The sequence below is a fragment of the Piscinibacterium candidicorallinum genome (assembly GCF_047549485.1).
In the GTDB taxonomy this organism is placed as follows: domain Bacteria; phylum Pseudomonadota; class Gammaproteobacteria; order Burkholderiales; family Burkholderiaceae_C; genus Piscinibacterium; species Piscinibacterium candidicorallinum.
Genome location: NZ_CP180191.1, coordinates 3,734,256 through 3,754,743 on the forward strand (window position 1 = coordinate 3,734,256; position 20,488 = coordinate 3,754,743).

A 20,488-nucleotide genomic window follows, 5' to 3' on the forward strand; every position below is an offset into this window, starting at 1 on the left:
GTGGCGGTGTCCGGATAATGTGCGCTTTACGTTAACGTCAATTCGCACAGGACCCCGCAGACCATGCAGCTTCCAGGCATCAGTTTTGATCTCGGCGAGGACATCGACGCACTGCGTGATGCGGTGCGCGACTTCGCGCAGGCCGAGATCGCGCCGCGCGCCGCCGAGATCGACCGCAGCGACCAGTTCCCGATGGACCTCTGGCGCAAGATGGGCGATCTGGGCGTGCTCGGGATCACCGTGCCGGAGCAGTACGGCGGTGCCGACATGGGCTATCTGGCGCACATGGTGGCGATGGAGGAGATCAGCCGCGCCAGCGCGAGCGTGGGGCTGTCCTACGGCGCGCACTCCAACCTGTGCGTCAACCAGATCAAGCGCAATGGCACCGAGGCGCAGCGCGCCAAGTACCTGCCCAAGCTGATTACGGGCGAGCACGTGGGCGCGCTGGCCATGAGCGAGCCGGGCGCCGGTTCGGACGTGATCTCCATGAAGCTGAAGGCCGAGGACAAGGGTGGGTACTACGTCCTGGACGGCAACAAGATGTGGATCACCAACGGCCCGGACGCCGACACGCTCGTCGTGTACGCGAAGACGGAACCCGAGATGGGCGCACGCGGCGTGACGGCCTTCCTGATCGAAAAGGGCATGAAGGGCTTCTCGATCGCGCAGAAGCTCGACAAGCTCGGCATGCGCGGCAGCCACACGGGCGAGCTCGTGTTCCAGAACGTGGAGGTACCGGCCGAGAACATTCTGGGCGGCCTGAACCAGGGCGCCAAGGTCCTGATGAGCGGCCTGGACTACGAGCGCGCGGTGCTCGCCGCCGGCCCCATCGGCATCATGCAGGCGGCCATGGACGTGGTGATTCCTTACATCCACGACCGCAAGCAGTTCGGCCAGAGCATCGGGGAGTTCCAGCTCATCCAGGGCAAGGTGGCCGACATGTACACCGTGCTGCAGGCCAGCCGCGCCTACTGCTATCAGGTGGGCAAGAACCTCGACAAGCTGGGCGCCGGCCATGTGCGCACGGTGCGCAAGGACTGCGCGAGCGTGATCCTGTACTGCGCCGAGGCGGCCACGAAGATTGCCGGCGACGCGATCCAGATCCTCGGTGGCAACGGCTACATCAACGAATACCCCACCGGCCGCCTGTGGCGCGACGCCAAGCTCTACGAGATCGGCGCCGGCACGAGCGAGATCCGCCGCATGCTGATTGGCCGCGAGCTCTACAACGAAACGATGTGAACCTGGGCGCTGCGCTGCAGCGCCCACTGCTTCCAACACGGACGAGGGGTCGGCGCAGGATGCGCCGGCCCCTTTGCTTTGCGCCAGCGCAAATGTCTGTCGCACCGCGGACGCAGGTGCGGTGACACAATCGAACTCACCTTCGCTTCCCAGCTGCCGCGGATGCACACGCACCCGTGTGGCCAGACCATGATCAAGATCACCTTTCTCGGCGCAGCCGGCTGCGTCACCGGCTCCAAGACCCTGCTGCAGTTTGGCAAGACCAAGCTGCTGATCGACTGCGGCCTGTTCCAGGGCTTCAAGCATCTGCGTGAGCTCAACTGGGCGCCGCCGGAGTTTGCGCCACGCTCGCTCTCGGCGGTGGTGCTCACGCACGCGCACATCGATCACAGCGGCTATGTGCCGGTGATGACATCGCGCGGCTTCAAGGGCGACGTCTACTGCACGCCGGGCACCGAAGCCCTATGCCGCATTCTCTGGCCCGACGCCGCACACCTGCAGGAAGAGGACGCGCGCTACGCCAATGCCAAGGGCACGAGCCGCCATGCGCCAGCCCTGCCCCTTTTCGATGCGCGCGACGCGCAGAAGGCGCTGACCCGCCTGCGCGATGTCGCGCCCGGCAAGTCCTTCGTGGTCGGCAGCGGGCTGGACAAGGTCACCTGCACCTTCATTCCCAACGGACATCTGCTGGGCAGCGCAATGGTGCTGGTGGAGGCCGGCGGCGCGCGGCTGGTGTTCTCGGGTGATGTGGGCCGGCCGGGCGACCTGATGATGCGCGGCCCCGAGAAGCTGCCCGAGTGCGACTACCTGTTTCTGGAGTCCACCTATGGCAACCGTCTCCACAGCAACACCGATGTGGCCGAGGAGCTGGCCATGGTCATCAGCGAGACCGCGCTGGCCAAGGGGGCAGTGCTGATGCCGACCTTTGCCGTGGGTCGGGCCCAGGCCCTGCTCCACCTGATCATGGAGCTGAAGGCGCAGCACCAGATTCCGGACATTCCGGTGTTCCTGGACAGCCCGATGGCGCGCGAGGCCACCGAGGCCTATGTGAAATTCAGCCGCGAGCACCGCCTCACCAAGGCGCAGCTGCGCGCGATCACCGAAGGCACGCACATCATCGGCAACCAGGCCGAGTCCATGAATCTGGCCAAGCTGCGCGGACCGCACATCATCCTCTCGGCCAGCGGCATGGCCACCGGCGGGCGCGTGCTGCATCACCTGGCGCGCATGGCCCCGAACGCGAAGAACACGATCCTCTTTGCGGGCTATCAGGCCGGCGGTACGCGCGGCGCCAAGCTGCTCGCGGGTGAGGCTTGGGTACGCATCCACGGTGAGGATGTGCCGGTGAAGGCGCGGGTGGAGCAGATTGACGGCCTCTCCAGCCACGCCGACTGGCAGGAAATGTGCGCCTGGCTCAAGGCGAGCAAGGTGAGCGCGCCACAGCAGGTCTTTGTGAACCACGGGGACCCGGAGGCGGCCGATGCAATGCGCCTGCATCTCAAGGACACGCTTGGCTGGGACGCCAGCGTGCCGATGATGGGTCAGAGGATCGACATCTCCTGACGGTCAGGCCACAGCGCCGCGGGATCGAGCGCCAGGTGGCAGCCGTGGCCCGGCGCCGTTGGCCACTGCGCCGCGGTGCACTGCATGGCAAGCCCCTGGGCGAGGCAGCGTGCGGCACTCAGCCAGCCCCCATGGGTGACCAGGACGCGGCAGCCTGCAGGCGGCTGCCAGCGCCGGACCCGATCGATCATCTGCGCGGCGCTGTCGCCGCCGCCAGGTCTGTGATGCAGAAATGCGCCCACCCAGCGGTCGATGGCGTCCTTGTCGATCTGCGCCCAGGTCAAGCCGTCCCAGGCACCGAAGCTTGCCTCGTTGAGTTGGTGATCGACATGGTGGACCCAGCCGAGCCGACGCAACGCCTGCCCGACGGCACGGCTGCGATGCAGCGAACCCGTGACCACCTGCCGCGGCAGCTTGAGGCGACGTGCCTGGGCGTGAATCCGCCGGGCGAGACGGCGTGCCTTGCGCAGGTCAACAGGAAGATCTGTCGTACCGATGCACCGGCCCTGCGCGCCGCCCACGCGGGGATGGCGCCAGGCATGCAGCAGGGCATCGGACCGGAGCGTGCTGGAAACCTGGTGCATGTCCGTCTAGGCAAGAAGGCGCAAGCCGGCCAGCATGACGGTCAGGCCGGCAACTTCACTGAGTTGCTGGGTGGCCCCCAGCGTGTCCCCGGTGTAGCCGCCAAGCCGTTGCCGCAGCCAACGCCGCATCAGTCCGGCCACAAGCAGGCTGGTACCGAGCAGCACGCCCAGCATGGCGACACCGTTTGGAGCGAGGGGGCCGAGCCACGCCGCACCGGCAGCCACAGCAAGCAACACGATCACCAGTACGAGCGCGCCCCAGCCCAGCTGCGCGAGGGGCACCTGCGTGGCCAGCGGCTTGGCCTTGGCATGCTCGGCGTCGCCCGCATAGGGCAGGCTGACCATCACCACTAGCGATGCCATGCGAGACACGGCGTGCGCCACGATCAGCGCCACGCAGCTCAGCAACAGACCATGCGCGAGCAGCGCCGCGAGCACAGCCACGCGCAGGGCCGTCACCGTGCCGAGCGCCAGCGCGCCGTAGGTGCCGATGCGCGAGTCCTTCATGATCTCCAGCGCGCGCGTCCGTGAAACACTGCCGCCCAGCGCATCAAAGGTGTCTGCCAGCCCGTCCTCGTGAAAGGCGCCGGTCAGCCAGATCATGGCCATGACGGCCACGAGCGCGGCTGCCGCCGGCGGCAGAAGGGCCTGCGCCCCGGCAAGCACGAGCGCCCCGCAAGTACCGACGAGGGCGCCGACGAGGGGGAAGTAGCGCACGCACGCGTTGAGCCAGGCGGCGTCCCAGGCGGGTTCGGACGCCGTGCCGCCTAGCCAGTGCGCGGGCACGGGAATGCGTGTGAGGAACTGCAGCGCCACGGCGCAGAGCCTCAGTTCGTGGCGCATGGCATCAGGTCCGTTCGCTGACGCCGGCCGATGCAAAGCTCGCCATGTCATTGAGCAGTGCACAGGCCGCCTTGAGCATGGGCCACACCAGCGCGGCGCCCGAGCCTTCGCCCAGGCGCAGGCCGAGATCCAGGACGGGCCGCACGCCCAGCTGCGCCAGCCAGCGTGCATGACCGCTTTCAGCGGAGCTGTGCGCAAAGATGCAGCGCGAGAGAACTGCGGGCGCCAGGGCGGCCGCCACCGCCACGGCGGCTGTAGTGATGAAGCCATCCACCACGATGATCCGGCGCTGGCGTGCCGCTCGCAGCACCGCACCCGTCATGGTGGCGATCTCCAGACCGCCAAACGCCGCCAGCGTATCCAGCGGTTCAAGCGCCTGCGCGTGACGGGCGAGCACCCGCTCCAGTGTGGCGAGCTTGCGCGCCAGCCCGGCGTCATCAAGCCCCGTGCCGCGGCCGACGCACTGTGCAAGCGGCAGACCTGTGAGACGCTGCATCAACAGGCTGGCGGCCGAGGTGTTGCCGATGCCCATTTCGCCCAGCAGCAGCACATTGCCCGGCAGATGATCAACCAGCGCCGCGCCCTGGTGCATGGCCTGGGCGCATTGCTCCACCTGCATGGCCGGGCCGAGGCTGCTGTCGGCCGTGCCATGCTCACAGCCCTTCACCTTGGCGTTGTGCAGACCGGGCTGGGCGACGAAGTCGCGCGCCACACCGCAGTCCGCCACGGTCAGGGCAAGACCGTTCAGTCGCCCCAGCACCGACACGGCCGCTCCCCCGCGCAGCATGTTGTCGACCATCTGCGCGGTGACCTCGCTCGGATAGGCCGACACGCCCTGACGCGCCAGCCCGTGATCGGCGGCGAACACCACCAGCTGCGGCTCGATCAGCTGCGGCACATCGGTGTCAAGCACGCAGGCCATCTGTACCGCGAGCGCCTCCAACTGGCCCAGCGCGCCGAGCGGCTTGGTCTTGGCGTCCAGCAGGGTCTGGACGTGACGTGCACGGGCGTGCACGGACAAGGGGGCCACATCAAACAGGGTATCTGTGCTGACCGGGTGCGGGCCGGGCATGAGGGGGTGGTTCATGGGGAAGCGTCTTGGTGGGGGGCGTGCAGTGCATGCACGAGCTGAATGCGCGGCACGGCCTGGGTGTCATCGACTTGAATGCTGCCGCCGAATACGGCCGCCAAGGCATGGTGCAGCAATGGCGACCGACTCGATCCGTGGGCCTGCACACGGCCCGCATCCATCAGCAGCAGCTGATCGGCATGCAGCGCGAGCGACAGGTCGTGCAGCACACTGACCACCACGCACTGGCCGGCCAGTTCGCGCAGCAGGCGGATCAGGCTCACCTGGTGCGGCGGATCAAGGTGGGTAGTCGGCTCGTCCAGCAACAAGATCGGCGCCTGCGTGGCCAGGGCGCGCGCCAGCAGCACTCGCTGACGCTCTCCGCCCGACAGCTGGGGCAGGCGCCGGTCCTGCCAGTCGCGGCAGGCCATGCGGGTCAGGGCGTCATCCACTGCCGCATCGTCCTCCGGACGCATGGCGCCAAACAGGCCGACATGAGGCAGCCGGCCCAGCGCCACGGTTTCGCGCACGGTCAGATCGGCGTCTGCCGGGCTGAGCTGCGAGAGCCACGCAATCTTCCGGGCCCGCTGCTGCGCAGCAAGCGTAGCCAGCGGCATGCCGTCGATCGCGACTGAACCCGTCGTGCCCGGCAGCAGGCCGGCCAGTGCGCGCAGCAAGGTGGACTTGCCGGCGCCATTGGGACCGACCACGGCTGTCCAGCCGATGCTCAGCTCCGCGTCGATGGCGTGCAGCACGGTGCGCTCACCCAGCCGTACGCCGAGACCGGCAGCTCGGATCGAGCTCATGCCGTTCGCCCTCGGTGCATCAGCACCAGCAGGTAGATGCCGCCCAGCAAGGCCGTGACGACGCCGACCGGCAGCTCGCGCGGTGCAATCAGACCGCGCGCCAGCACATCGGCAGCCAGCAGCAGCACGCCACCGGTGAGCGCGCTGGCCAGCAGAAGGAAGCTGCTGGCCGAGGGTGCATAGCGCCGCACCAGGTGCGGTGCAACCAGGCCGACAAAGGCCACCAGCCCGGCTTGCGCCACGGCCACGCCGGTGCACAGGGCGAGCACGGCAACCAGCGCCATGCGCAAGCGCGTGATCGGCAGTCCGAGGCTGATTGCGGCGTCCTCGCCCAGACTCAGTGCGTCGAGCAAACGCGAAAGGCGCAGCGCGGGCGGCAGACACAGCAGCAACGCAATGCCCATCAAGCCCACGCTGGTCCAGCTGAGGTATGCCGTGGTACCCAGGAGAAACGCCTGCCGTCCGCGCAGCACCTCCGGCACCCACGCACCGAGCAGATCGCCGACGGCGCTAAGCACCATGCCCACAATCACACCAGCCAGCAACAAGCGCAGGCTGTGCTGTGCGCCGCGTGCCAGCACCAGCGCAAGCAGCACCCCGCCAAGCGCACCGATAAAGGCCGCACCCGACAACCCGAGACCAAAGAGCCAGGGCGCGGACAACCAGCCCGCGCCTGCACCGGAGGCCAGTGCAAGCAGGGCCACGACTGCGAGCGAAGCGCCTGAGGCCGAGCCGAGCAGAAACGGGTCCGCCAGCGGGTTCCTGAACAGAGCCTGCGCCAGCGCGCCGGCCAGGCCGAGAAGCGCACCGACCGCCAGCGCCCCAAGCGTGCGCGGTGCACGAATCTCGCCCAGGATCAGGCTGGCCTGCGGGCCGACCAGATCGACGATCAGCCGCCCGATCGAGAAGCCCTCGCTGCCCACGGCCAGGCCGGCCGCGCAGAGCAGCATGGCCATCGCGAGCAGGATCAGCAGCAAGCGCCGCTGCTGCCGGCGCGCCGCACCATGCGGACTGAACAGGGTGTCGGGAGCCAGGCGCGTCATGGGGCTCACTGCACCGCCTTCAACTGCGCCAGGCAGGCTGCAATCTTGCTGGCTGCTTCGCCCATGCGCGGGCCGGGCCGCACGAGCACTTCGAAGTCTGCCGCCGCAAAGGCGCAGATCTGATGGCGCTGCAGTGCCGCCAGCCCGGACCACCCGGGGCGGCTGCGCATGTCGCGCAGCCGCGTCGCCGACAGCATGATCAGGTCCGGCTGCGCGCGAATCACGAACTCCGGGTTGAGCTGCGGGAAAGCGCCCATTGCTGGCCCGGCGATGTTGTTCAGGCCCAGGCGCTTGAGCGTGGCGCCGATGAAGGAGGGCTCCCCCGCCGCCCACAGGCCTTCGTCCACCTCGAAGTACACCCGCTTGCCGACAAGGGCCGCCGGGACGCGGTCGCGAGCCCGGGCAAACTCTGTCTCGATGCCCACCCAGAGCGCATCGGCACGTGCCTGCGCATCGAGCACCTGTCCGAGCAGGCGCAGACTGGCTTGCACATCGGCGTGGGTGTCCGACTCCAGCGCGATCACCGGCACGCCGAGCGACTCGAGCCGCGCCGCGACCCGCGCCGTGCGCGACGCCAGCACCACATCCGGCCGCAGCGCGACGATGCGCTCGACCTGCGCGTCATCGATGCCGCCCAGCTTGGGCAGCGCCCTCACCTGGGACGGCCAGTTCGAGAATTGATCCGTCCCCACCAGGCGATCGCAGGCGCCCAGCGCACAGACCGACTCCGTGAGCGAGGGCAGCAGGCTCACGATGCGCTGCGGTGGCGCCGCCAGCCGGATGGTGCGTCCGCGATCGTCCTTGACGACGATCTGCGCCTGCGCAGCGGCACTCAGCGCCAGGCAGGTCATGAGCGCCAGGAGCAGCTGCAGGGCGGATCGACGCACGGGCATCACGTCAGGACCTCCTCGGCCCGCGGCGGCAGGACCAGCACACGCCCGGCCACCACCAGTTCCACACGGGTCATTTGCCGGGCCAGCTGTTGATGCATGCGGCCCTGGGTGTCCATGAATTCGCGCGTGAGCTCGCCCAAGGGCGTGACGCCCATGCCGACTTCGTTGGAGACCAGCACCACCGGACCAGTCGCCGCTCGTAGTGCGGCACTCAGCCGGTCGATCTCGGCCGCGCACTGCGCCGGATCCAGTACGTCAAGCGCACCCGCGGTCTGGGGTGGGGCCATCAGCTGCGCCAGCCACAGCGTGAGGCAGTCCACCACCACCAGCGCGTCGGGCTGGCTGTGTCGCACCAGTGCATCCGGCAGATCGCGGCCGACCTCAACGCAGGCCAGCTGCGGCAGGCGCTGCGCGCGGTCGGCCTGATGGCGCGCGATGCGTTGCGCCATCCCGGCATCGCCAGCCACCGCCGTCGCCAGCAGCACCGCGCGGCGCGGCGGCCGCGACAGCCACTCGGCCACCAGCTGCTCGGCGCGCCGCGACTTGCCGCTGCGTGCGCCGCCCAGCACCAGGATCCGGGGCGCTGCGGCAGCCACTACAGCGTGCCCTCCAGCTTGATGCCCAGCCAGAACTGCCGGCCCAGGCCCTGGTAGTCGCGCGCCGGCTCGATCCGTTCGTCGGTGGCATTGAGCAGCCGGGCCTGCAGGCTCACGCCGCGAGACACGCGCCACTGCGCCTGCAGGTCGAGCGTGGTTTCGGCCGCAAGACGCTTACCGCCATCGGGCCGCGCACCCACTTGCAGCATGCTTGCGCCCCAGCGCCAGTCTCCGGTGCTGTAGAGCACGCTCGCACTGCCCTGATGGGCGGCGCGGCGCGCCAGACGCTCCTGGGTGCGCAGATCACGTGCCTCGAGTGCGTCGAGGGTGCTGCGCAGCTCCCAGGGGCCGGCCACATGGGTGAGGCTGAACGTGGCGCCCTCCAATTGTGCGCGGTTGATGTTGCGTGCACAGCCGAAGTCGTAGGCCGGGTCGGTCGGGCAGCGCGTGCGGTCGGGCTCATAGCCGATGAGGTCACGCACCCGGTTGCGGTACACGGTGAGACCTGCTTCGGTGTTGCCGGCGCGCCAGGCCAGGCCCGCTTCGAGGCTGCGGCCGGTCTCGGCCTTCAGGCCGGCCACGCCATAGCCGGGGAAGTACAGATCATTGAAGCTCGGCGCACGAAAGGTGCTGCCGCCGAGCAGCTTGAGACGCAGCGCCGGTGTCAGGGCCCAGGCGCCGCCCAGGCGCGCGGTCGTCGCATCGGCATAGTCGCTCGGGGCATCTCGGCGCAGATCGGCCTGCCAGGACAGCACGCCCGATGCACCGGTCAATTCAAGCGTTGCGGCCGTGTTGGTGCGGCTGACGTTGCGCACAAAGCTGCTGCTTGCGGCCTGCTCGTCCGTGTAGTCAAGCGCGCCGACCAGTTGACCCGCTGCGCCAAGCTTCAGGGCGAGCTGGGCGCCCAGCTGATCTCGCGTGGTCTTGAAGCGGTCAATGACGGCTGCACCGGAGCGCACCTCATCCACACTGCGCGACACACGGGTCTGCGCCTTGAGCGCGCCCGGCAGATCGCCACGCCAGTCCAGCGCTGCGAGCTGCGTCTTGCCCTCGCTGCGGAAGTCCGGGGTGTTGTCCTGGTCGAAATTGGGCGGCAGGAACTGGCTGGCGTCGTAGTGGTTGGTCAGCCGGCTCTGCAGAAGCAACACGCCCAGACGCTGGACGCTGCTCGGGCTGAATCCACCCTGGACCTGCACACTGCTGCGCGAGAAGCCGTCGCGATCCGGGTTGTAGTTGCCAAAGCGGTCGTTGGGTCGCAGGGTAGATACGCCGTCGCTGCGCTCGTGCCCCAGCTGCACGGCATAGTCCAGTGCACCACGCGCGCCGGACAGGCCTGCAGACGACTGCACCGAAGCAAAGCGGCCCGCCGCCAGCGCGGCGGTCCAGCGCGGCGCGCCCGCACCGCGGCGCGTGAAGATCTGGATCACACCGCCCACGGCGTCTGCGCCATAGAGGCTGGAGCCGGGTCCGCGCAGCACTTCGATGCGCTCGATGCTGTTCAGATCCAGATGTTCGAAGGTGGGCTGCCCGAGCGTGGCCGAACCGACGCGCACGCCGTCGATCAGCACCACGGTCTGGCCGCTTGCCGCACCACGGATGAACAGGGCGGTGGGCTGGCCGGCATCGCCATTGCGCGACAGCTGCAGGCCCGCTTCGCGGCGCAGCAGGTCGGCCACGGAATCGGCCGTACTGGACTCAATGATCTCGCGGTCGATCACGACCACATCGGCCGCCAGGCGCTGCACGGCCGTGGGTTGCAGCGTGCCGGTGACGACCACGGGTGACTGGGTACTGACACTGGCAGTCGGCACTGTGGTCTGCGCCAGCGCAGCGGGGCCGACTGCCGCAAACAGCACGGCGCACAGGGAGGACAGAACAATGGGGTGTGACGAACTTGCCGGCGCGCGCAGAGGCGACGCCGGTGCGGCGGCTGAGTCCAGCCGGACAGCGGAGTGGGACATGAGGGCTTTCGTTGGTGTGTGCGTGCCGGCTTCCCCGCCAGCGTGCACCTTGTGGCGCGTGCATTGCGGCACACGCCCCCTGTTGGCCGGTATCCGGGCTGGCGGAGGCGACCCGTGTGTCCTTCCCAGACGCGAGCGTCCAGTGGATCTTCGACACGAGCGGAAGACCGAGGTCTTCGTCCGCTTACCGTTGCGGGGGCAGCTCAGGTTGGGCACAACGCGGTGTCGCGTCCTGCCTTCTGATTCCCGTTTAACTGCACCGCCCATGAAGAGCGGCACGAGCACCAACGGGGCGCATGATAGCCACGACCTGCCGCGCCGACCACACGCCGGCACGCCAGGCTTGATCCACATCAGGGGCTGGCGCCAGCTGTGCCATTCGAGACAACCCTTGATGATTGCGACTGCCGTGCCTCGCTACCATCCGCGCCCATGAGTGTCCAAGAACCGCCGTCGCATGCCTCGCCCGCGGAGCCCGAGCCCGGTCCGCCGCTGGCCGTGCTCGGCGACATTGAGGTCCGCCACCAGCAGCTGATCGAGGCCCTGGCCGAGGGTGTGGTCTTCCAGGACGCGCGCGATCGCGTGCTGGACTGCAATGACGCGGCCTGCCGCATTCTGGGTCTGAGCCGGGCGCAGCTGCTTGGCGTGGACTCGATGGACCCGCGCTGGAACGCGATTGCAGCGGATGGCCAGGCCTTCGACTTCTCCCAGCATCCCTCGGTGATCGCGCAGCGCACTGGGCAGCCGGTGCGCGAGGTGCTGATGGGCGTGAACCGCCCGGATGGCCGCCGGGTCTGGATCTCGATCAACTCGCAGCCGCTGATTGCGCCCGGCGCCCAGACACCGCACGCCACTGTGACCTCCTTTGTGGACGTGACCGCGCGCATCGAGGCCGAGCAGGCGCTGCAGCAGCTCAATCACGAGCTGGAAGCGCGCGTCGAGCAACGCACCGCCGAGCTCGCACAGGCACTGGCGGCCGCCGAGCAGGCCAACCGCGCCAAGTCGGAGTTCCTCTCGCGCATGAGTCACGAGCTGCGTACGCCGCTCAATGCGATCCTGGGATTTGCACAGGTGCTGCGCCTGCGCCTGCAGCCGGCGCCGGCGGGTGTGGACCAGCAGCTCGCGCACATCGAGTCGGCCGGCTGGCACCTGCTCGAGCTGATCAATGATGTGCTTGATCTGTCCCGCATCGAGGCCGGTGCGATGGTCGTGTCGCGTGATGCCGTCCCCCTGGCGCCGCTGCTGGCCAGCTGCGTGCAGCTGGTCCACGGCGTGGCCCAGTCGGCCCGCGTAGAAGTGCAGCTCACGCCTGTGCCGCCGCAGGCCGCCGCACTCGCCGATGCCACGCGTCTGCGCCAGGTGCTCGTGAACCTGCTGTCGAATGCCTGCAAGTACAACCGGCCGGGCGGCACGGTGCAGCTGTCGGTGCTGCATGTGGGAGCCGACGTGCTGCTGCGTGTGACTGACACCGGCGCGGGCATGACAGCGGCCCAGATGGCGGCGCTGTTCCAGCCCTTCAATCGCCTGGGTGCCGAGCAGGGGCCGGTGGAAGGCACGGGCATCGGCCTGGTTATCGCGCGCCGCCTGGTGGAGCTGATGCAGGGCAGCCTGGCGGTGGAGTCAGTGCTGGGTACCGGCAGCACCTTCACGGTGCGCCTGCCGGCCGCCGAGCTCGCGGACCCGCGACCGCTGGAGACTGGCGAGTTGGTTCACCCGCAACCGCCCGGGCAAACCGGCCACTATCGGGTGCTGTACGTGGAGGACAACCCGGCCAACGTGCAGCTGCTCGCCGAGGTGATGCGCCTGCGGCCGGCCGTGCACCTCGAAAGTGTGGGCGATGCTGAAACGGCGCTGCAGCGTCTGCAGGACCGCACGCCGGGCATGGTGATCGTCGACATCGCCCTGCCCGGCATGGACGGCTATGCCCTGTGCAGCCGCCTGCGGCAGATGCCCGTGCTGCAGAACGCGCCGATCGCGGGTCTGTCGGCCAACGCCATGGAGCGGGATCGCGATCTCGGCATGCAGGCCGGCTTTGATCGCTACTTCACCAAACCATTGGACGTGGCCGCCTTTCTGCGCTGGCTGGATGAGGTGATGGCCGCGGCGCCCTCCCGCTGAGCCGGCGCCGGCCGCCCAGCCAGCGGCGACGCGCATCCTCTACTTCCGGTAAGGGCGTGCAACATCGTCGAGCTGTCGCTCAAGCTTCACGCAACTGAAAGACGCCCTGCCTACGGTGCGCATGCGGCCTGCCCCCTGCGGTCGCCATGACGAACCGGAGATTGCAATGCGCTTGAACCTCATACGCGCCGCAGCCGCCTTTGCCGGCTGCGCTGCCATTGGTGTGGCCATGATGATTCCGCAGCCCGCCCATTCGCAGACCGTCCAGAGCCTGAACCACAGCGCAGGCGCCCAGGGCTGGCGCGGTGACCGCGCACCCAAGGCCCGCCCACTCGTGATCGGCCATCGGGGCGCAAGCGGCTATCTGCCGGAGCACACGCTGGAGGCCTATGCCCTGGCCATCGAGATGGGTGCGGACTACATCGAGCCGGACCTTGTGGCCACCAAGGACGGTGTGCTGATCGCGCGGCACGAGCCCAACATGATCAACACCACCAACGTGAAGGACCTGCCGCAGTTTGCCAACCGCAAGCGCACGGCCGTGGTGGACGGCATTCCCGAAGAAGGCTTCTTTGCCAGCGACTTCACCTGGGCCGAGATCCAGACCCTGCGCGCGGTGCAGCCCTTCGGCGAACGCGATCAGCGCTTCAACGGCCTGTTCAAGATCCCGTCCCTGGAGCAGATCATCGATCTGGCCAAGCGCAAGAGCGTCGAAGAAGGCCGCGTGATCGGCATCTACCCGGAGACCAAGCACCCCACCTACCACCAGCAACTCAATCTGGCGCTGGAGGACCGGCTGCTGAACGCCCTGGAACGCGCCGGCTGGAACCACCGCGGCGCACCCGTGTTCATCCAGAGCTTCGAGCAGGCGAACCTGAAGTACCTGCGCGGCAAGACCAGCGTGCGGCTGATCCAGCTGATCGACGCCGACAGCGTCGGGCCGGACGGGAAGCTGACCTACGCCCCGCCCTCGGACCGCCCCTACGACTGGACCGTGGCGGGCCGCGCCGGCAGCTACGCCGATCTAGTCACGCCCGCCGGTCTGGCCGAGGTGCGCAGCTATGCCGACGGCATCGGCCCCTGGAAGTTCTATCTGATCAGCAGCGCGTGCGTGAAGGTCGAGGCCGGCAAGTGCGCCGACGCCAACGGCGACGGTCTGGTGAACGATGCCGACCGCAAGCTGCTGCCGCCCACGGATGTGATCAAGAACGCCAAGGCCGCCGGCCTGCTGGTGCACGGCTACACCTTCCGCAACGAGCAGCGCCGCCTGGCCAGCACCTATGCCGGCAACCCGGTGAACGAGTACCTGGCGTTCTATGAAGCCGGCATCGACGGCCTGTTCAGCGACTTCCCCGACACTGCGGTGGCCGCGCGCACGATGTTCGCCATCCAGCAGAACCCGGAAGCCGCCAAGTGCCTGGTGCAGGGTCGGTTCAGTGCCGACCCGGTCTGCCGCGGACTGCGCTGGGTGAGCGGCAACTGAGCGGCAACTGAGCAGCAAGGAATACGGCGCCACGCGGCCAGCGCAAGCGCCGTTGCGGGCTGATGAGAGCTTTCCGCTTGTCCCATGCGGCTTTCCAGCCACTTTGGCCTGGAAAGCCGCATGAATGCTGAACCGCTGCAGGTCTGAAATCGTAGATTGGCTCCTGAAGCCACTCTCCAAGGCAAAGTGGCTGAAGAACGGCTCCAAACAAGCGGAAAGCACGCTCAAGACGCATTGAAAACGCTCTCGCCGCGCGGCGCATCTCGCGTCTATCTTCCTGCGATGCGCCTGCCCTGCCCTAAGCCCTCTCTGCATCGTGCGCTGCGCGCGGCGCTGGGCCCGGTCATGGCTGCGCTGCTCACCGGCGGTTGCGCCTTCTCGATCGACAACGCGCCGGTCAACCGCGCGCCGCAGGTGCAGGCGGTGGCGCCGCCGCGCGACATCGTGGGCGAGGACGTGATCTCGCTGTCACTGTCCGGCGGCGGCATGCGCGCCGCGGCCTTCGGCTTCGGCGTGCTCAAGGGGCTGGAGTCGCTCAGCGCCGATGGCGACGACCTGGTGGGCGACATCACCTTCATGAGCAGCGTCAGTGGCGGCTCGCTGCTGGCGGCCTATTACGGGCTGCACGGACGGCAGACGCTGACCGACTTTCGCCCCAATGTGCTGGAACACAACATGGAGTTCGGCCTGCGCCTGTCGATCTTCAAGCCGGACAACTTCGTGCGCTTCCTGCGCGGTGGCCTGAACGACCGGCGGCATCTGGCGGACTATCTGGACGACCGGATCTTCAAGCGCGCCACCTTCGCGGACCTCTATCGCCACCGCAAACCGGACGTCTGGATCAATGCCACCGACCTCTACAACCGCGTGCCTTTTCCCTTCATCCCACCGGTATTCAGCGGCGCCTGCATCGACCTGGGCAGCCTGCCCGTGGCCGAGGCGGTGAGCGCCTCGATGGCCGTGCCGGTGGTGTTTGCGCCCGTGGTGCTCAAGACCTTCCCGGAGCAGTGCGCCGACCCGATCGCGCCCTGGGTGGAGCGCACCCTGGCCAACCCGAGCGCCTCCAAGCTGTTGTCGGATACCGCGCGTGCCATCCGCAACTACCGCAGCCCGGAGCGCCAGCGCTACATCAAGCTGGTGGATGGGGGCGTGACCGACAACTTCGGCCTGTCCAGCCTGCTGATCAGCCGCGCCGTGGCCACCACGCCCTACGGCCCGCTGACGGCGCGCGACGGCGTCATGGTCAAGCGCATGCTCTTCATCGTGGTGGACAGCGGCAGAGGCACGGGCGGCGACTGGGCCATGACCCCGGCCGGGCCGAGCGGCATCGAGATTGCCTCCGCCGCCACAGCGACCGCCATCGATGCCTCCGCGCGCCTGGCCTTCGAGAACTTCAAGGGCGTGATGCAGGACTGGCAGCGCGCCATGCTGCTGTGGCGCTGCAGCCTGAACGATGCACAGGTGCGCGAATTGCGCGGCGCGCTCGATGGTTGGCGCTGCGACGAGCTGGAATTCCACGTGGGCCTGGTGAGCTTTGCGAGCCTCGACCCCGGCCGCGAACAGGGTCTGAACGCCATCCCCACCACCCTGAGTCTCAATCGCGCGCAGCTCGATGCCCTCATGCTCGGCGGGGCAGATGCGCTGTTTGCCAACCCGGCGCTGCAGGGGTATTTGCAGTCGCGGCGGCTGGCCAGACCGGCCCGCTGAGGGCGTTCAGGACAACGTGGCCTGAACGAATCCGGCAAACCCCGCCGCCACCTTGTCGTACCCACCCTTGGTGAGGTGGATCTCGTTGAGCCAGTCGCCGCTCTTTTCGGTCGTACCTGGTGCTGCGGGGGTGATGCCGGCCAGGGCCTGGGAGTCGTAGACGTACACGGCACGGGCCGGGTCGTGGCAGCTCTTGATGAGACCGGAGAGCTTCTCGAACAGGCGCGCGGCCACGGCGGGCCAGTCCATCTCCGGGATGCCGTACATCTTCACGGCCTTGTAGAGCCAGGGGCCAAGGGTCTTGCCCAGCATGCTCCCGGCCGGGGCGTTGCGCACCGTGGGCAGGGCATAGGTGTGCATGAAGATGGCCATGTCCGGGTTCTCGGCGTTCGCGCGGCGCTCGAGCAGATGCGCAAAGTTCGCCTGGAAATACGCCGCAAAACGCGCCCAGCCGTCTTCAGACAGATAACGGTCTGCGCCATCCGTGGGGCTGCCCCACTCAGGCTGGGTGCGGAAGATGCGCCGGCTGGCGTCCGGCTCGGTGGCCGAGCTCTGGCAGGCGTCGATGAGGTCATTGCCCCCGGCCGAGAACAGCAGGCCATGCCACCACATGCGGTGCTGCGGGCTGTCCAGCAGGCTGGTGAAGTTGAAGTCGCTCCACATCTGGTGCATGTGGGCCAGGGTGTCGCCGGGTGTGGCGCAGTTCACGGCCACGTGGCGCTTGGCAAACTGGCCCTGCATCGCCATGAGCACATTGGAGGTGGCCCAGGGTGGGTTGTGGCCGATCGAGAACCAGGAGTCGCCCTCGGCCAGAAAGCGCCACTGCACGGCGTTGAAGTCGAAGTCGTCCACCTCGCGGGGGGACAGGATGACCAGGGGCATGGCAAGCGCTCCGCAATCGGGCGCGCCGGGTTGGCGCGGGGCCCGCTGGCCTGCGGTTTAGCCCTGCACGGGCGGGGGCCCAATCCCGCGTTTGCGGCTTGTTTTCAAGCGGCAGACGCCTACTGCAGCACCACCTCGGCAATATCGTCCCAGAGCGCGGCCTCGATCCGGCCGACGAAGACGCGCAACACCTTGCCTTGGCGGTCGAGCAGAAACGAGGTCGGGTAGGTGCTGATGGGGCCGAAGTTGTCGGCATGGCTGGCACCGCCGCGCCACAGGCGCGGGAAGTTCTGGGCCTGCGGCACGGCCACCTGCAGGATCTGCTCGTAGTCGCGCACGCTCTGCACGTCGCTGTCGGTGGCCACGCTGACCAGCTCGAAGGGCTTGTCGCGCCAGCCGAGGTAGTTCGCACGCAGCTCGGGCATGCGCGCTCGGCAGACGGCGCAGTCCTTGTGCCAGAACGCCACCAAGGTGACCTTGCCGCGTGTGCTGTTCAAGTCGAATGGCTTGCCATCCAGCTGCACCCCGCCAAGGCGTGCCTGAGCGCCAACGGCGAGCCGCGGGGCTTCAACAGCCGCCGGAGTTGTGGACGACGAAGCGCTGCGCTGCACCTTTGCCCTCGCGCCGCTGTCTGCCGGCGCCTGGGCCATGGCCACGCCAGCAGTTGCGGCGAGCGCCGCCACAATCGACCGGACCAGATGCACTTTGGATCGGATGGACATGCAGGCTCCTTGAACGATGAAACCGACAGGAAGGCGCGAGCGAACGCGGGCATTCGCGCCTCGAAGGGTTTGGAGTTCGTCGCCATGGCGGGTCAGCCCTTACAGTGGGCGCAGAGGCGTTGAGCAAACTGCACTTGATGCGGCAGCGCCCTGGATCACCACATGCACCGACCCAAGAGCGCAAGCCCATGCATCTGAACAGTCCCCTGGTCCCCGCCCTGCCCCCCTTTGCCCTGCCCGGCCAGCGCGGCTGGCTCAAGATGGATGCCCTGCAGCCGGCGGGCAGCTTCAAGCACCGCGGCGTGGGTCGGTTGTGCTCGGCCAAGGTGGCCGCCGGGGCCAAGGCGATCGTCTGTGCAAGCGGCGGCAACGCGGGCTATGCCGCGGCCTGGGCGGCTCGGGCGTTGGGTGTGCCGGCGCACATCGTGGTGCCGGAGAGCACCGGCTTGCCGGTTCGCGAGGCGATTGCCGCCCTCGGCGCGCAGGTGCAGGTGCATGGCAGCGTGTGGGACGACGCCCATGCCCATGCAGTCCGGCTGGCCGACGAACTGGGTGCCGCCTATGTGCACCCGTTTGACGACCCGCTGCTCTGGGACGGCCATGCCACGCTGATTGATGAAGTGGTGGCTGCAGGCATGAGGTTCGACTGCGTGGTGCTGGCCGTGGGCGGCGGCGGGCTGCTCGCGGGTGTGATCGCGGGCCTGCGGCGCAACGGCCTTGAGCACGTCCCGGTGATCGCCGCGGAAACGGTGGGCGCGGCCAGCCTGCACGAAAGCCTGAAGGCACGCGAGCGGATCACCCTGCCGGCCATCACCAGCATTGCCGGCACCCTGGGCGCCAAGCGGGTGGCTCAGCGCGCGTTTGAGCTGTGCTTCGAATACCCGGTGCAATCGGTCACGGTCACGGATGGCGAGGCCGTGGATGCCTGTCTGGCCTTTGCGGACGCCCACCGCGTACTGGTGGAGCCCGCCTGCGGCGCCGCGCTGGCCGTGCCGATGGTGCACCGCGCGCTATTTGAACAATTCAAGGCGCCCTTGATCGAGGTCTGTGGCGGCGTGGGGGTGAGCCTCGATACATTGAACGAATGGAAAGGAACCGCCGCATGGAAGACGACGCCCCGCTGACCGAGACCCGCCTGGACGCGGCCGACGAACGTTTTGCGCGCGAGGTGGCCCGCGCCATCCTCGCCGGGTTCGACCGCCACTACGGGCTGTTCCGCTACTGCGCGCAGCGCGCCAAGGCCATGTTCGAGCGCGGCGACTGGGCTGGCATCGCGCGGCTGTCGCGCGAGCGGATCGACTACTACGACACCCGCGTGGACGAGTGCTACGGCCGCCTGCATCTGGAGTTTGCGGCCGAGACCCTGCCCGACGAGATGTGGCTGGCCATCAAGCGGCATTACGTCACCCTGCTGGCCAACCACAAGCAGCCGGAGTGCGCAGAGACCTTCTTCAACTCGGTGTGCTGCCGCATCCTGCACCGAGACTACTTCCACAACGCCTTCATCTTCGTGCGCCCGGCGGTGGCCACGGACCACATGGACAGCGACCCGCCGAGCTTTCGCACCTACTACCCCTTCAGTGAAGGCGGCCGCGCGAGCCTGACGCGCATGCTGGCGGATTTCGGCCTGGCCTGCGCCTTCTTTGACAGCAAGCGCGACGTGGCACGGCTGCTGCGCGCGGGCATGCGCGCGCTCAAGGAGCGCGGCGTGAAGCGCATCGAGCCGGACTTCCAGGTGCAGGTGCTCTCCACCCTGTTCTTCCGCAACAAGAGCGCCTACATCATCGGCAAGGTGCTCAACGGCACGGTGGTGCACCCCTTTGCCATTCCGCTGATGCGCGATGCGCGGGGCCAGGTGTATGTGGATGCGCTGCTGTCCTCGGCCGACGAGATTGCGTTGCTGTTCTCGTTCACACGCGCCTACTTCCTGGTGGACATGGATGCGCCTGCGGCTTACGTGAGCTTCCTGCGCGACATGCTGCCCGGTCGCAGCAAGGCCGAGCTCTACACCATGCTCGGCCTGCAGAAGCAGGGCAAGACGCTCTTCTACCGCGACTTCCTGCACCACCTGAAGCACAGCCACGACCGCTTCATCATCGCGCCTGGCATCAAGGGCATGGTGATGAGCGTGTTCACCCTGCCCTCCTACCCCTACGTGTTCAAGATCATCAAGGACGAGATCCTCAAGGACATGGATCGCGCCTTCGTGAAGGACCGCTACATGCTCGTGAAGCTGCACGACCGTGTGGGCCGCATGGCCGACACCTGGGAGTACAGCGAGGTGGCCCTGCCGCGCGCGCGCATGAGCGAGAGCCTGCTGGCGGAGCTTCGCAAGGTCGCGCCCTCGATCCTCGAAGAAGAGGACGACATCGTCGTCATCAAGCACGTCTATATCGAGCGGCGCATGCGCCCGCTGAACCTGCACCTCATGCACGCCAGCGACGCCGAGGTGGACCGCGCGGTGAAGGACTACGGCGAAGCCATCAAGGACATGGCGCGGGCCAACATCTTCCCCGGCGACATGCTGTTCAAGAACTTCGGCGTCACGCGCCTGGGCCGCGTGGTCTTCTACGACTACGACGAGATCCAGTACATGACCGAGATGAACTTCCGCGAGATTCCGCCGGCGCCCAATGAAGAAGCCGAAATGAGCGACACGCCCTGGTACGCCGTGGGCAAGAACGATGTGTTCCCCGAGGAGTTCCACCGCTTCCTGCTGGGCGACCGGCGCGTGAACGCCGCCTTCCGCCGCCACCACCCGGACCTGCTCACCGCCGCCTGGTGGCGCGCTACGCAGGCCCGCGTGGCGGCCGGCGACACGCCCGAGGCCTATCCCTACGAGCGCAGCCGCTGCTTCTCGCGGCGCTTTGCCGATGACCGGCCGAGCCGCCTGCGTCACTGAGGGTTTTCACGCCGTGAGTTAATGCGCCGTTCATGTGGCGCTCATCGGCCGTCAAGCTCGGGCGCGTTCAATGC

General features: G+C 68.1%; 17 protein-coding genes and 1 riboswitch. Of the genes, 7 read left to right on the plus strand and 10 right to left on the minus strand.

What is annotated here, in order from left to right; translation table 11 throughout:
• The first annotated feature begins 63 nt into the window (after window positions 1–63).
• Entirely contained in the window at window positions 64–1,242 is a 1,179-nt protein-coding gene (locus ACMDW7_RS16900) for an isovaleryl-CoA dehydrogenase (protein WP_377304551.1), read from the plus strand.
• 192 nt (window positions 1,243–1,434) lie between these two features.
• A complete protein-coding gene (locus ACMDW7_RS16905) occupies window positions 1,435–2,805 on the plus strand; it encodes an MBL fold metallo-hydrolase RNA specificity domain-containing protein (protein ID WP_377305052.1) in 1,371 nt (456 codons plus the stop codon).
• Here ACMDW7_RS16905 and ACMDW7_RS16910 read toward each other — a convergent pair.
• Genes ACMDW7_RS16910 through ACMDW7_RS16945 form a run of 8 tightly spaced genes read right to left on the minus strand, consistent with a single transcriptional unit; the run spans window position 2,784 to window position 10,600 of the window.
• The gene (locus ACMDW7_RS16910) at window positions 2,784–3,389 is read right to left on the minus strand and encodes a histidine phosphatase family protein (RefSeq protein WP_377304552.1); all 606 of its coding nucleotides are present in this window, start codon (window positions 3,387–3,389) and stop codon (window positions 2,784–2,786) included. The genes ACMDW7_RS16905 and ACMDW7_RS16910 overlap by 22 nt on opposite strands.
• Before the next feature lie 6 nt (window positions 3,390–3,395).
• A complete protein-coding gene (gene cobS / locus ACMDW7_RS16915) occupies window positions 3,396–4,232 on the minus strand; it encodes an adenosylcobinamide-GDP ribazoletransferase (RefSeq protein WP_377304554.1) in 837 nt (278 codons plus the stop codon).
• A gap of 4 nt (window positions 4,233–4,236) precedes the next feature.
• On the minus strand, window positions 4,237–5,319 hold the full coding sequence (cobT, locus tag ACMDW7_RS16920) for a nicotinate-nucleotide--dimethylbenzimidazole phosphoribosyltransferase (RefSeq protein ID WP_377304556.1): 1,083 nt from the start codon (window positions 5,317–5,319) through the stop codon (window positions 4,237–4,239).
• Window positions 5,316–6,107: an ABC transporter ATP-binding protein gene (locus ACMDW7_RS16925; RefSeq protein WP_377304558.1), complete on the minus strand. Its 792-nt coding sequence runs from the start codon at window positions 6,105–6,107 to the stop codon at window positions 5,316–5,318. Before ACMDW7_RS16925 ends, cobT begins: the two co-directional genes overlap by 4 nt.
• A complete protein-coding gene (locus ACMDW7_RS16930; RefSeq protein ID WP_377304560.1) occupies window positions 6,104–7,150 on the minus strand; it encodes a FecCD family ABC transporter permease in 1,047 nt (348 codons plus the stop codon). The genes ACMDW7_RS16925 and ACMDW7_RS16930 overlap by 4 nt, the downstream gene beginning before the upstream one ends.
• Window positions 7,151–7,155: 5 nt before the next feature.
• Window positions 7,156–8,043 carry an ABC transporter substrate-binding protein gene (locus ACMDW7_RS16935; RefSeq protein ID WP_377304561.1) on the minus strand — a complete coding sequence of 296 codons (888 nt, stop codon included), beginning with the start codon at window positions 8,041–8,043 and terminating at the stop codon, window positions 7,156–7,158.
• The gene (locus tag ACMDW7_RS16940) at window positions 8,043–8,639 is read right to left on the minus strand and encodes a bifunctional adenosylcobinamide kinase/adenosylcobinamide-phosphate guanylyltransferase (RefSeq protein ID WP_377304563.1); all 597 of its coding nucleotides are present in this window, start codon (window positions 8,637–8,639) and stop codon (window positions 8,043–8,045) included. The genes ACMDW7_RS16935 and ACMDW7_RS16940 overlap by 1 nt, the downstream gene beginning before the upstream one ends.
• Window positions 8,639–10,600 carry a TonB-dependent receptor domain-containing protein gene (locus ACMDW7_RS16945; RefSeq protein WP_377304565.1) on the minus strand — a complete coding sequence of 654 codons (1,962 nt, stop codon included), beginning with the start codon at window positions 10,598–10,600 and terminating at the stop codon, window positions 8,639–8,641. The genes ACMDW7_RS16940 and ACMDW7_RS16945 overlap by 1 nt, the downstream gene beginning before the upstream one ends.
• Before the next feature lie 66 nt (window positions 10,601–10,666).
• A riboswitch (cobalamin riboswitch) is annotated at window positions 10,667–10,904 on the minus strand.
• A gap of 128 nt (window positions 10,905–11,032) precedes the next feature.
• Here ACMDW7_RS16945 and ACMDW7_RS16950 point away from each other — a divergent pair.
• From ACMDW7_RS16950 to ACMDW7_RS16960, 3 genes are all read left to right on the plus strand, one after another.
• Entirely contained in the window at window positions 11,033–12,718 is a 1,686-nt protein-coding gene (locus ACMDW7_RS16950) for an ATP-binding protein (protein ID WP_377304567.1), read from the plus strand.
• Between the two features lie 166 nt (window positions 12,719–12,884).
• Window positions 12,885–14,201: a glycerophosphodiester phosphodiesterase gene (locus ACMDW7_RS16955; protein ID WP_377304569.1), complete on the plus strand. Its 1,317-nt coding sequence runs from the start codon at window positions 12,885–12,887 to the stop codon at window positions 14,199–14,201.
• 282 nt (window positions 14,202–14,483) lie between these two features.
• Window positions 14,484–15,908, plus strand: coding sequence for a patatin-like phospholipase family protein (locus ACMDW7_RS16960; protein WP_377304571.1), 1,425 nt, complete (start codon window positions 14,484–14,486; stop codon window positions 15,906–15,908).
• 6 nt (window positions 15,909–15,914) lie between these two features.
• On the opposite strand, the gene ACMDW7_RS16965 is transcribed toward ACMDW7_RS16960, so the two are convergent.
• A complete protein-coding gene (locus tag ACMDW7_RS16965; RefSeq protein WP_377304573.1) occupies window positions 15,915–16,790 on the minus strand; it encodes a hypothetical protein in 876 nt (291 codons plus the stop codon).
• 119 nt (window positions 16,791–16,909) lie between these two features.
• Entirely contained in the window at window positions 16,910–17,512 is a 603-nt protein-coding gene (locus ACMDW7_RS16970; protein ID WP_377304575.1) for a peroxiredoxin family protein, read from the minus strand.
• Between the two features lie 188 nt (window positions 17,513–17,700).
• On the opposite strand from ACMDW7_RS16970, the gene ACMDW7_RS16975 reads away from it, so the two are divergent.
• Entirely contained in the window at window positions 17,701–18,636 is a 936-nt protein-coding gene (locus ACMDW7_RS16975; protein WP_377304577.1) for a pyridoxal-phosphate dependent enzyme, read from the plus strand.
• A complete protein-coding gene (gene aceK, locus ACMDW7_RS16980) occupies window positions 18,615–20,414 on the plus strand; it encodes a bifunctional isocitrate dehydrogenase kinase/phosphatase (protein ID WP_414859581.1) in 1,800 nt (599 codons plus the stop codon). Before ACMDW7_RS16975 ends, aceK begins: the two co-directional genes overlap by 22 nt.
• The last annotated feature ends 74 nt before the right edge of the window (window positions 20,415–20,488 follow it).

Bases quoted from the DNA above. Each gene is read 5' to 3' on its own strand.
- ACMDW7_RS16925 (WP_377304558.1), bottom strand. From the start codon at position 6,107: ATGAGCTCGATCCGAGCTGCCGGTCTCGGCGTACGGCTGGGTGAGCGC.
- cobS (WP_377304554.1), bottom strand. From the start codon at position 4,232: ATGCGCCACGAACTGAGGCTCTGCGCCGTGGCGCTGCAGTTCCTCACA.
- ACMDW7_RS16975 (WP_377304577.1), top strand. From the start codon at position 17,701: ATGCATCTGAACAGTCCCCTGGTCCCCGCCCTGCCCCCCTTTGCCCTG.
- ACMDW7_RS16945 (WP_377304565.1), bottom strand. From the start codon at position 10,600: ATGTCCCACTCCGCTGTCCGGCTGGACTCAGCCGCCGCACCGGCGTCG.
- aceK (WP_414859581.1), top strand. From the start codon at position 18,615: ATGGAAGACGACGCCCCGCTGACCGAGACCCGCCTGGACGCGGCCGAC.
- ACMDW7_RS16910 (WP_377304552.1), bottom strand. From the start codon at position 3,389: ATGCACCAGGTTTCCAGCACGCTCCGGTCCGATGCCCTGCTGCATGCC.
- ACMDW7_RS16970 (WP_377304575.1), bottom strand. From the start codon at position 17,512: ATGTCCATCCGATCCAAAGTGCATCTGGTCCGGTCGATTGTGGCGGCG.
- ACMDW7_RS16965 (WP_377304573.1), bottom strand. From the start codon at position 16,790: ATGCCCCTGGTCATCCTGTCCCCCCGCGAGGTGGACGACTTCGACTTC.
- ACMDW7_RS16930 (WP_377304560.1), bottom strand. From the start codon at position 7,150: ATGACGCGCCTGGCTCCCGACACCCTGTTCAGTCCGCATGGTGCGGCG.
- ACMDW7_RS16935 (WP_377304561.1), bottom strand. From the start codon at position 8,043: ATGCCCGTGCGTCGATCCGCCCTGCAGCTGCTCCTGGCGCTCATGACC.
- ACMDW7_RS16955 (WP_377304569.1), top strand. From the start codon at position 12,885: ATGCGCTTGAACCTCATACGCGCCGCAGCCGCCTTTGCCGGCTGCGCT.
- ACMDW7_RS16950 (WP_377304567.1), top strand. From the start codon at position 11,033: ATGAGTGTCCAAGAACCGCCGTCGCATGCCTCGCCCGCGGAGCCCGAG.
- cobT (WP_377304556.1), bottom strand. From the start codon at position 5,319: ATGAACCACCCCCTCATGCCCGGCCCGCACCCGGTCAGCACAGATACC.
- ACMDW7_RS16900 (WP_377304551.1), top strand. From the start codon at position 64: ATGCAGCTTCCAGGCATCAGTTTTGATCTCGGCGAGGACATCGACGCA.
- ACMDW7_RS16960 (WP_377304571.1), top strand. From the start codon at position 14,484: ATGCGCCTGCCCTGCCCTAAGCCCTCTCTGCATCGTGCGCTGCGCGCG.